The following is a 10,504-nucleotide window of genomic DNA, read 5'->3' as shown; positions in this document are numbered from 1 at the left end:
TGGTGCCCCCTGTTCCCCGATCCTGCGTTGCGCCGCTTGCGGGTAGAACCACTACCCGCTGCACGACGCGCCTTGTCTCGGAAAACAGGGGGCACCAACGCGGACGTGCGATTCAATCAGCGTCTCCCTAGGCACTCCGGCGCCGCCCCGGTTAGGCTAGGCACCCGGTTTTCTGTCCCCAGGTGTCGCCCGTGGCGATCGCAAAGCTCTCCGAACAACTGATCAACCAGATCGCGGCCGGCGAGGTGATCGAGCGCCCGGCCTCGGTGGTCAAGGAACTGCTCGAGAACGCCCTGGACGCCGGCGCGACGCGAGTGGACGTGCGCCTGGAGCAGGGTGGTGTCCGGCTGATCCAGATCAGCGACAACGGCAGCGGGGTCTATCGCGACGAGATGCCGCTGGCCCTGTCGCGCCACGCCACCAGCAAGATCGCCTGCATGGACGACCTCGAGGCCCTGCACACCCTGGGGTTCCGCGGCGAGGCCCTGCCGTCCATTGCCTCCGTATCCAGGCTCTCGCTGACCTCCATGGTCGACGGCGAGCGCAATGGCTGGCGCCTGACCGGGGACGGCTCCGACGTCTTTCGCGAGGCCGCACCGGCGGCGCACCCGGTGGGCACGACGGTGGAGGTCCGCGACCTGTTCTTCAACGTCCCGGCGCGGCGCAAATTCGTGCGCACCGAACGCACCGAATACAACCACTGCGAGAACGTGATCCGCACCCAGGCCGTCGCCTGCCCCGAGGTGGCCTTCACCCTGCGCCACAATGATCGCGTGACCCTGGACCTGCCGGCCACCGAAGACCCGGCCGAACGAGTACGCGCCCTGCTGGGCGATGCCTTCCTGGAGCACGCGACGCCGGTGGACGAGCAGCGCGCCGGGCTGGCGCTGTCCGGCTGGCTCGGCTCGCCGACCCAGTCGCGGGCCCAGCCCGACCAGCAGTTCTTCTTCGTCAACGGCCGTGCGATCCGCGATCGCGTGCTGGCCGCGGCCGTGCGCAAGGCCTATCAGGACGTGCTCTACCATGGCCGCCATCCGATGTTCGTACTGGACCTGGAGCTGGATCCGACCCAGGTGGACGTGAACGCGCACCCGACCAAGCAGGAGGTGCGCTTTCGCGAATCGCGCATGGTCCACGACTTCATCTTCCACAGCCTGCACAAGGCGCTGGCGGGCCTGCGCCCGGGGGACGCCGGGCATGCCGCCGCGGTGCCAGAGTCGCGGGGAGCGCCGGCCTTCGCAGGCCAGGAGGCGTCCCGCCCGGTACCGACGGACCGCCCGTTGTCCGGGCTCGGCGTGCCGGGCACCGGTGGCGGGTATGGCGGGTACGCGCCGCCCCGCGAAGCGCGACCGGAGCCGTCCGGGCGCGACCCGGGCTTCGGCGCGGCCTGGGCCGAGTTCCGCGGGGCGTCGGCGGTGGCCGAGGCCCGACCAGCCGCCTACGAACAGCCGTCGGCCGCCGCGCCGACGGCATCCGCGACGGACCCGGATGCCGACTCCATGCCGCCGCTCGGGTTCGCACTGGGCCAGGTGGCCGAGACCTTCATCCTGGCCGAGAACGCCCGTGGCCTGATCGTGGTGGACATGCACGCGGCCCACGAGCGCCTCACCTACGAGCGCCTCAAGCGCGAGTGGGAGGGGGCGCGAGTGACCTCGCAGCCGCTGCTGGTACCGGAGACCCTGGAGGTCACCCCGGCCGAGGCGGAACTGGCGGAGGAACGCGCCGACCTCCTGGCCGGGCTTGGCTTCGAGCTGGACCGGGCCGGTCCGGAGGCCCTGACCCTGCGTGCGGCGCCGGCCCTGCTGCGCGGGCAGGATACGGCCCAGCTGGTGCGCGACGTGCTGGCCGACCTGGCCGCGGTGGGCTACAGCCATCGGGCCGAGGGCGCGATGAACGCGGTGCTGGGCACCATTGCCTGCCACGGTTCCGTGCGCTCGGGACGGCGCCTGACCCTGCCCGAGATGAACCAGCTGCTGCGCGACATGGAGGCCACCGAGCGTTCCGGCCAGTGCAATCACGGTCGCCCGACCTGGGTGGAGCTGGACCACTCGGCGCTGGATCGCCTGTTCCTGCGAGGGCGCTGATGGCCGGACTGGAAGCGGGCCGGCCGCCAGTCGTGCTGCTGGCCGGCCCCACCGCGAGCGGCAAGACCGCGCTGTCGCTGGCGCTGGCCGAGGCCCTGGACGCGGAGATCGTCAGCGTGGATTCCGCGCTGGTCTACCGCGGCATGGATATCGGCACGGCGAAGCCCGACGCGGCTGAGCGGGCCCGGGTCCCGCACCACTTGCTGGATATCCGCGACCCGGAGGACACCTACAACGCCTCCGATTTCGCCCGCGATGCCCGCGCGGCGATCGACGCCATCCATGCGCGCGGCCGGGTCGCGCTGCTGGCGGGCGGGACGCTGCTGTACCTGCGCGCGTTGCTGGACGGCTTCGACCCGATCCCGCCGGTGCCGGACACGGTGCGCGCGTCCGTGCGCGCCCGCCTGGCGCACGAGGGTGCCGCGGCCCTGCATGCCGAACTGGCCCATGTGGACCCGGCTGCGGCCGCGCGCATCCATCCGAACGATCCGCAACGCATCCTGCGCGCGCTGGAGGTCTATGCGGCGAGCGGGCGGCCGCTGTCGAGCTTCCAGCAGGGGGCGGCCGCGCAGGTCCCGGCCGGCTGGGTTTCGCTGGCGCTGTGGCCGGAGGACCGGGAGCGCCTGCGGGCGCGGATCGCCCAGCGCTTCGACGCGATGCTCGAGGCGGGATTCGTCGACGAGCTGATGGCCCTGACCCGGCGGCCCGGACTGACCGCAGAGCACCCGTCGCAGCGGGCCGTGGGCTATCGCCAGGGCTGGCAGTGGCTGGCGGGGGAGTACGACTTTGCGACCTTTCGCGAACGCGCCATCGCCGCGACCCGGCAACTGGCCAAGCGCCAGCTCACCGGCTTGCGGCGCTTTCCGCTGCATGCGCGGCTGAACGCGGAGCACGCGGATCTGTCGCAGGCCCTGGAGGCGATCGACGCGGCTCGTACTGCGCCGGCGACGGCGGTGACGTCCGGATAACGCCGGACCGGGCGTTGAACGGCGACCCGCAGCCGGTATGCTACGCTTCAGGTAAGCCGACCGGCGGGCCGGCAAAGAGTCGTTCGCGCGGCTCGCGAACCAATAATAACGATCAAGGAACGCACCGATGGCCAAAGGGCAAATGTTGCAGGAACCCTTCCTGAATGCGCTGCGCCGGGACCGGATCCCGGTCTCCATCTACCTGGTGAACGGGATCAAGCTGCAGGGGCAGATCGAATCCTTCGACCAGTTCGTGGTGTTGCTGCGCAGTACGGTCTCGCAGATGGTGTACAAGCACGCCATCTCCACGATCGTCCCGGCCCGGCAGGTGAACATGAATCTCGAGGGCGAGGCGGCCGCCTCCGCGGAGGCCGAGTCCTGATGACGACGGGTCCCCGGCTTGTTTGAGCGTCCGGAGAGCGGCGGCGAGGCCGCCGTTGGCAACGCGGCCGTCCTGGTCGCGCTGAACATCGGGGACAACCCCGATATCGAGGCCCAGGCCCAGGAGTTCGACGAGCTCGTGCGTTCCGCCGGGGCCGAGATCCAGGCGGTGGTGCGGGGTTCCCGCGACCGGCCGCACCCGAAACTGTTTGTCGGGGCCGGCAAGGCCGACGAGATCCGCGAGGCGGTGGAGGCCACCGGCGCCGACGTGGTGATCTTCAACCACGCCCTGTCGCCCAGCCAGGAACGCAACCTCGAGGCCCACCTGAAGTGCCGGGTGCTGGACCGCTCGGGGCTGATCCTCGACATCTTCGCCCAGCGCGCCCGTTCCCACGAGGGCAAGCTCCAGGTGGAGCTGGCGCAGCTGCGCCACATGTCCACGCGCCTGGTGCGCGGCTGGACCCACCTGGAGCGGCAAAAGGGCGGGATCGGCCTGCGTGGCCCGGGGGAGACCCAGCTGGAGACTGACCGGCGTCTGCTGGCCAGGCGCATCAAGCATATCGAGCGGCGCCTGGAGAAAGTGGAGCGCACCCGTGAACAGGGCCGTCAGGCGCGCCTGCGCAACGAGATCCCCACGGTCTCGCTGGTGGGCTACACCAACGCCGGCAAGTCCACCCTGTTCAATCGCCTGACGCATTCCGACGTCTATCAGGCGGACCAGCTGTTCGCGACCCTGGACCCGACCCTGCGGCGCCTGGACCTGGCGCCGCACCAGTCACTGATCCTGGCCGACACCGTGGGCTTCGTGCGCGACCTGCCGCACGAGCTGGTCGCTGCCTTCAAGGCGACCCTGACCGAGACCCGCGAGGCGGCCCTGCTGCTGCACGTGATCGACGCCGCCGACCCGGAGCGCGATGCGCGCATCCGCCAGGTCGAGGAGGTCCTCGCGGAGATCGGTGCCGAGGACGTGCCCTGCTGGCGGGTCTACAACAAGATCGACCAGCTGGAGAACCCGGCCGAGGATCCGGACGAGCGCTTCGGCCTGGCGGATGACGCCTTCTGGCTGTCGGCCCGTACCGGCGAGGGCGTGGCGCGCCTGGAACAGCGCCTGGCCGAGACCTTCACCGAGTCCATGACCCAGGGCTGGTTCGAGTTGCCGGCCGCGGCCGGTCGGCTGCGTGCCCAGCTCTACGAGGAAAAGGCCGTGGAGGCCGAACAGACCACGCCGGACGGATCGATCCAGCTCCGCCTGCACCTGCCGCAACGCCGCTTCGAACAGCTCTTCCGCGCCGCGGGCCTGGACCCGGAGGCGACCCGCCTGGAACCTCGGGAATCCGATACCCCCGCGTAACCCAGTCGCGGCCCTCGGCACCGATCGCCATCGCCAAGCGCTTCCTCTTCTGTCGATCAGCAAGAGTCACCACGAAGCTCACGAAGGCACGAAGAAGGTCAAGGGCGATTGCACCACGGAGGGCACGGAGGACACAGAGAAGGGGCCATTCTGGTCAAGCATGACTCAGGGGCTTCGCCGCTCACCCGAGCGGGGTTGAACACACCGGCTCCCATCTAATCGGCTGAAGATCTTTCGATTTTCTCCGTGAACTCCGTGTCCTCTGTGGTTAATACGCTTTTGACCTTGACCTCCTTCGTGCCTTCGTGAGCTTCGTGGTGGATACAGCCGGCGGATCGAGGGCGCTCCCGGTGTGCGGGGTCGCGTGGCCAGGAACTTTTGCGCTAATACCTGACCAAAATAGTCGGACATTCATGCAAAAGCCAACGCGAGGAGTTCCGCATGATATTTGAACGCTTTGTCGATCCCGGTCTGTCCCAGCATTCCTTCGTGGTCGGCTGCCAGGGCAGCGGCGAGATCGCCGTGATCGATCCGCAGCGCGACGTCGACGTGTACCTGGATTATGCCGAACGCAACGGCTATCGCATCACCCGCGTGATGGATACCCACATCCACGCCGATTTCGCCTCCGGCGCCCGCGAACTCGCGGACAAGACCGGCGCCCGTCTGCTGCTGTCCGGGCACGATGCGGGCGAGCATTTCCAGGTGCAGTTCCCGCACGAGGACTTGGTCGAGGGGGATGTGATCCAGCTCGGCAATGTGCGCATCGAGACCCGCCATGTACCGGGGCACACCCCGGAACACCTGATGTTCGTGGTCTATGACGGGGCCCGCTCCGGCGAGGACCCGATCGCGATCATCACCGGTGACTTCCTGTTCGTGGGCTCCCTGGGTCGGCCGGACCTGCTCGGCGAGGAGGCCAAGCAGGCGCTGGCGCGGCAGATGTTCCACAGCGTGCGCGAGAAGCTGGCGGATCTGCCTGACGGGGTCGAGGTGCATCCGGGCCACGGTGCCGGCTCCGCCTGTGGCGCCGGGATGGCCGGTCGGCCGGTCTCCACGCTCGGCTACGAGCGTCGGACCAACCCGTACCTGGATCCGTCGCTGGACGAGGACGCCTTTGTGCACCAGCTGTTGAACGGGCTGCCGCCGATCCCCGATTTCTATCCGCGCAACAAGCGGATCAACTCCGAGGGGCCGAAGGCGGTGATCCCGCTGCCTGGCATGACGGCCCTGGACCCGGACGCGGTTTCGAGCCGTGCCGCCGCCGGCGAGGTGACGGTGATCGACCTGCGCGATCCGCTGGCCTTTGGCGGCGGTCATATCCCCGGGGCCCTGGGCATCGGCATCGACGGTGGTTTCGCCAACTGGGCCGGCTGGGTCACGCCGGACGATACCCCGATCGTGCTGGTGGACCGGAACGGGGATCCCGCGGTGATCGAGCAGGCCGTGCGCCAGCTGGTACGCACCGGCCGTGACTATATCGAGGGCTTTGTCCGCGGCGGCATGGCGGCATACGCCAGTGCCGGCCTGCCCCTGGCCACGCTTGCCCAGCTGGATGCCCCGGCGGCGCGGACCGCGATCGCCGACGGGCGCCTGCGCCTGGTCGATGTTCGGGCCGTCTCCGAGTTCGAGGCCGGCCATGCGGAGGCCGCGGTCAATCAGCCGGTGGCCGATACCCGCACCGGCATCCCCGGGATCGACAAGGCCGAGCCGGTGGCGGTGGTCTGCGGCAGTGGCTACCGCTCCACCGTGGCGGGATCCATCCTCCAGCGCCTGGGTTACCACCAGGTGTACAACGTGGTGGGTGGCATGCAGGCCTGGGACCGAGTGGATGCCAGCGGCGAGGGCGATCGCCGGGCCGCCTGATCTCCGGTGTCGCGCGGGCGGCAGGCGCCGCCCGCTTCCCCACGAAAAAGCCCCGGGTCCTGCCCGGGGCTTTTTCGTGGGGCGCCTTGTTTCAGGCGTCGCCCTGGGCCAGGGTCTCCCGGTCGGCGCTGGCCAGGTACAGGGTCAGGGTCTCGCCGGCGCGGATGCCGTCGCCGTTCAGCCCGTTCCAGCGGCGCAGATCCCCGATGCTGACCTGGTGGCGACGGGCGATGGTCGACAGGGAGTCGCCGGGGCGGACCTCGTACTCGACGCGCCGGCCATCGGGGCCACGCTCGGGATCGGCGCGCACGACCTTCAGCGTGTCGCCCGGGCGCAGGATCGCGTCTGGCTCCAGACCGTTGGCGGCGCGCAGCGCCCCGATGGACATGCCGGTGCGCTGGCTGATATGCCACAGGCTGTCACCCGGCTGGACCTCGTAATCCTCGGCGGGCTGGCCGTTGTCGCCGGCGACTTGTACCGGGGTGTCCTCGCCGGAGGCGCTGGCTGGCAGGCGCAGCGTCTGCCCGGCGCGGATCAGGTCGCCGTTCAGGTTGTTCATGTCGCGCAGCACCGCCACCCGGGTGCCGGTGCGTTCGGCAATCCGGCCCAGGTTGTCGCCGGCCCGCACGGTGTACTCCCGGAACCGGATCAGAGGTTCGTCATCGCGTGTCTCCAGCGCGGTCTCGAGGACCGGAAGGGCCTCGCGCGGGACGAACAGGTGCTGCGCGCCGCCGGGATGGGTGGCGTGCCGGTGATAGCCCGGGTTGAGCTGCTTCAGGGTCTCGGTGTCCAGGTCGGCGAGTTCCGCGATCAGCGAGAAGTCCGCCTGGCGACCGGGTTCGATCATCTCCAGGGCCGGCTCGTTGGCAATGGGCGTGATGGCGATGTCGTGGCTGTCCGGGTCCAGGAACAGGTGGCGCAGGGCCAGCAGCCGCGGGATGTAGGCGGTGGGCTCGGCGGGCAGGTCCAGGCTCCAGTAGTCGGTGGGCTCGCCGCGTGCGGCGTTGCGGTCGATCGCGCGCTGGATGTTGCCCTGGCCGTAGTTGTAGGCGGCCAGCGCCAGGTACCAGTCGTCGAACCGGCGGTGCAGGGCCTGGAGGTAGTCCAGCGCGGCCAGCGTGGACTTGTAGACATCGCGGCGCCCGTCGTACCAGTGGTCGCGCGCGAGGTCGAAGTAGTCGCCGGTGGCCGGCATGAACTGCCAGATCCCGGCCGCGCGGCTGCGCGAGGTCGCCTGAGCGACGAAGCCGCTCTCGACGATCGGTAACAGCAGGAGCTCGGCAGGCATGTCGCGCGCCTCGATCTCCGACAGGATGAAGTAGGCGAAGGGCTCCGCCCGCCGAGTGCTGTGTTCGATAATGCGCGGGTGGTCGCGGTAGTGCTGGATGTAGCGCTCCACGCGTTCGTGGTCCAGCGCATCGTTGAAGCCGAAGCCCAGGCGCGCGCGCTCCCACAGGTCATCCGTCTCGGCGGCGCGCTGTGCGGCGTCGCGGCTCTGGCGTTCCATCGCGGCCTGCACATCCTCGGTGGTGCGCGGTTCCACGATGGGCTGATCCGCCGCCGAGGTATCCAGCGTGCGCTCGGAGTCGTGTAGGCTACAGGCAGAGGCGAAGAGTGCCGTCAGGCCCAGGGTCATGGCGGTGGTCAGCCGCGAGTGGAGGCGTGGTTTCATGGCGCTGGAGGATAAACCAGAGATGGGGGATCACCAAGACCCGTTCCTGAACTGGTTGGCGCACTGGTACGCCCAGCCCCAGGGGCGCAGGGTCCGCGAGCGCTTTCTGGAACGCATTCGTCGCTACGGTGACCCGGGCCCCGGCGACCTGGCCGTGGAGCTGGCCCCGGTGCCGATCCTGGAGGACAGCGACGCCCTGCAGGCGCCGCTGGTCCGCATTGCCTCGACGCATCCGGTGTTGCGCATGGACCCGGAGGCCTGGCCGCTGGAGTCCGACTGCGCCCGGCGCATCGTGCTGGCCCATCCCTGCGCGCAGAGCGACCATCCGGAGGCGGTGGTGGCCGAGGCGGCCCGCGTGCTGGAACCCGAGGGGCGCGTGTTTCTGCTGGAGGGCAACCGCCTGCAGCACGTTGGGCGCAACGGCGTGCGCGCCTCACCGGTGCCCGAGGGACTGCGCCGGCGCCAGTATCGCGAGCTACTGGAGGCGGCGGATCTGGAGGTCCTCGATCAGTGGAGCCTGAGCCTGCTCCCGCCGGGGCTGCCCGCCGCCTGGCAAAAGCGCCTGGCGACCATGGACGCCTGGACCCTGCGCGGCCTGCCACCGCTGGCCAGCATGATCCTGACCGTCGCCCACAAACGTGTGGACATGCCCCTGCGCCCGGCACAGCGGTTCCGCTTCGCGATGCCCAACCCCGCGATGCGGCCGGGGCTGGTATCCTCGCGCACCGATCATTCCGGAGCCCGCCGAACGCATGGCTGACGAACGTGTGTACATCTATACCGACGGGGCCTGCCGCGGCAATCCCGGTCCCGGCGGCTGGGGCGCGATCCTGCGCTTCGGCGGGCGCGAGCGCGAGCTCTACGGCGCCGAGGCGGAGACCACCAACAACCGCATGGAACTGACCGCCGCCATCCGCGCGCTGGAGGCCCTGAAACGCTCCTGCAAGGTGGAACTGGTCACGGATTCCAAGTATGTGAAGCAGGGCGTGACCGAGTGGCTGCCCGGGTGGAAACGGCGCAACTGGAAGTCCGCCAGCGGATCCCCGGTCAAGAACCGCGACCTGTGGGAGGCGCTGGACGCGCAGGCCCAGCGTCACGATATCGAGTGGTACTGGGTGCGCGGCCACAGCGGCCATCCGGAGAACGAACGTGCCGATGAACTGGCCAATGCGGGCATCGACGCCCTGCTGGCCGGTGAACCGATCGAGAACTGAGGGGTAACGCGATGCGCCAGATCGTGCTGGATACCGAGACCACGGGCCTGGAGCCTGCCGACGGCCACCGCATCATCGAGATCGGCTGTCTGGAGCTGGACAACCGCCGTCCGACCGGGCGCAAGCTCCACGAGTACCTGCAGCCGGACCGCGAGATCGACGCCGGCGCTGTCGAGGTCCACGGGATCACTAACGAATTCCTCGCCGACAAGCCACGCTTTGCTGACGTGGCCGGCGAGTTCGTCGATTTCATCCGTGGTGCGGAGCTGATCATCCACAACGCGCCGTTCGATGTCGGCTTCATCAACCATGAACTGCGTCTGCTGGGCGATGCGGCGCCGGCGACCGAGGTGGCCGAGGTCTGCACCGTGCTGGATTCGCTGGTGATGGCGCGGCGCATGCATCCCGGGGCGCGCAACTCCCTGGATGCGCTGTGCAAGCGCTACGAGGTGGACGGTTCCGAGCGTACGCTGCACGGCGCGCTGCTCGATGCCGAGTTGCTGGCGGATGTCTATCTGGCGATGACCGGGGGGCAGGTGGCGCTGACGCTGGATGCCGGGGGTGACGGCGACGCCGCGGCCGGGCCCGTCCAGGCGCGGCGTTCGGGCAAGCCGCTTCCGGTGATCGAGCCGACGCCGGAGGAGCAGGCGGCGCACGAGGCGCTCCTGCAGACCCTCGACGAGGCAGCCGGCGGCGCCTGCCGCTGGCGCGCCAACGCCTGATTCCGTCGTCCGGCGGCGGAGCTTTTCCGGCCTTCTGGTGCCTTCGCTCGGCCGCCTGCCTCGTGGTGGCTGGCCCTGGTTCGTCGTCTGGTGTTTACGGTGGCTCCGGTCCACATACTGCCGTGCGCTGACTCGCCAGCGCGCCCCGAGTGACTTCTTTGCTCGTGCAAAGAAGTCACCAAGAAACACGCCCGACTGCCGCGACCCCGGCCCGCTGTGCGGGCCGGGGTTTCCCTCGCTCCGAGG

9 protein-coding genes are annotated in these 10,504 nt (G+C 69.6%); 8 read left to right on the top strand and 1 reads right to left on the bottom strand.

Going from position 1 to position 10,504, the window contains the following annotated elements; all coding sequences use genetic code 11:
- Positions 1-191 precede the first annotated feature (191 nt).
- The 5 genes from mutL (at position 192) to D103_RS0113285 (ending at position 6,650) form a co-directional block, all read left to right on the top strand.
- Positions 192-2,084 (top strand): DNA mismatch repair endonuclease MutL, encoded by a 1,893-nt coding sequence (gene mutL, locus D103_RS0113305; protein WP_018877128.1) that lies wholly within the window; start codon positions 192-194, stop codon positions 2,082-2,084.
- Complete coding sequence (gene miaA / locus D103_RS0113300; RefSeq protein ID WP_018877127.1) at positions 2,084-3,052, top strand: tRNA (adenosine(37)-N6)-dimethylallyltransferase MiaA; 969 nt, start codon at positions 2,084-2,086, stop codon at positions 3,050-3,052. Before mutL ends, miaA begins: the two co-directional genes overlap by 1 nt.
- Before the next feature lie 127 nt (positions 3,053-3,179).
- A complete protein-coding gene (gene hfq, locus D103_RS0113295) occupies positions 3,180-3,434 on the top strand; it encodes an RNA chaperone Hfq (protein ID WP_018141991.1) in 255 nt (84 codons plus the stop codon).
- 18 nt (positions 3,435-3,452) lie between these two features.
- On the top strand, positions 3,453-4,784 hold the full coding sequence (gene hflX / locus D103_RS0113290) for a ribosome rescue GTPase HflX (RefSeq protein ID WP_018877126.1): 1,332 nt from the start codon (positions 3,453-3,455) through the stop codon (positions 4,782-4,784).
- A gap of 441 nt (positions 4,785-5,225) precedes the next feature.
- The gene (locus tag D103_RS0113285; protein WP_018877125.1) at positions 5,226-6,650 is read left to right on the top strand and encodes a rhodanese-like domain-containing protein; all 1,425 of its coding nucleotides are present in this window, start codon (positions 5,226-5,228) and stop codon (positions 6,648-6,650) included.
- 91 nt (positions 6,651-6,741) lie between these two features.
- On the opposite strand, the gene D103_RS0113280 is transcribed toward D103_RS0113285, so the two are convergent.
- Positions 6,742-8,322, bottom strand: coding sequence for a LysM peptidoglycan-binding domain-containing protein (locus tag D103_RS0113280; protein ID WP_026280372.1), 1,581 nt, complete (start codon positions 8,320-8,322; stop codon positions 6,742-6,744).
- Here D103_RS0113280 and D103_RS0113275 point away from each other — a divergent pair.
- Genes D103_RS0113275 through dnaQ form a run of 3 tightly spaced genes read left to right on the top strand, consistent with a single transcriptional unit; the run spans position 8,321 to position 10,258 of the window.
- On the top strand, positions 8,321-9,082 hold the full coding sequence (locus tag D103_RS0113275) for a hypothetical protein (protein WP_028485091.1): 762 nt from the start codon (positions 8,321-8,323) through the stop codon (positions 9,080-9,082). The genes D103_RS0113280 and D103_RS0113275 overlap by 2 nt on opposite strands.
- The gene (rnhA, locus tag D103_RS0113270) at positions 9,075-9,536 is read left to right on the top strand and encodes a ribonuclease HI (protein WP_018867128.1); all 462 of its coding nucleotides are present in this window, start codon (positions 9,075-9,077) and stop codon (positions 9,534-9,536) included. Before D103_RS0113275 ends, rnhA begins: the two co-directional genes overlap by 8 nt.
- 11 nt (positions 9,537-9,547) lie before the next feature.
- Positions 9,548-10,258: a DNA polymerase III subunit epsilon gene (gene dnaQ / locus D103_RS0113265; protein ID WP_018877124.1), complete on the top strand. Its 711-nt coding sequence runs from the start codon at positions 9,548-9,550 to the stop codon at positions 10,256-10,258.
- The last annotated feature ends 246 nt before the right edge of the window (positions 10,259-10,504 follow it).

The sequence above is a fragment of the Thioalkalivibrio sp. ALE31 genome, assembly GCF_000377405.1.
Classification (GTDB): Bacteria; Pseudomonadota; Gammaproteobacteria; order Ectothiorhodospirales; family Ectothiorhodospiraceae; genus Thioalkalivibrio.
This window is presented reverse-complemented; position numbering and strand designations above follow the sequence as displayed.

Excerpts from the sequence above, each read along its gene's own strand:
- miaA (WP_018877127.1), top strand. The coding sequence starts at position 2,084 with ATGGCCGGACTGGAAGCGGGCCGGCCGCCAGTCGTGCTGCTGGCCGGC.
- dnaQ (WP_018877124.1), top strand. The coding sequence starts at position 9,548 with ATGCGCCAGATCGTGCTGGATACCGAGACCACGGGCCTGGAGCCTGCC.
- D103_RS0113285 (WP_018877125.1), top strand. The coding sequence starts at position 5,226 with ATGATATTTGAACGCTTTGTCGATCCCGGTCTGTCCCAGCATTCCTTC.
- hfq (WP_018141991.1), top strand. The coding sequence starts at position 3,180 with ATGGCCAAAGGGCAAATGTTGCAGGAACCCTTCCTGAATGCGCTGCGC.
- D103_RS0113280 (WP_026280372.1), bottom strand. The coding sequence starts at position 8,322 with ATGAAACCACGCCTCCACTCGCGGCTGACCACCGCCATGACCCTGGGC.
- rnhA (WP_018867128.1), top strand. The coding sequence starts at position 9,075 with ATGGCTGACGAACGTGTGTACATCTATACCGACGGGGCCTGCCGCGGC.
- D103_RS0113275 (WP_028485091.1), top strand. The coding sequence starts at position 8,321 with ATGGCGCTGGAGGATAAACCAGAGATGGGGGATCACCAAGACCCGTTC.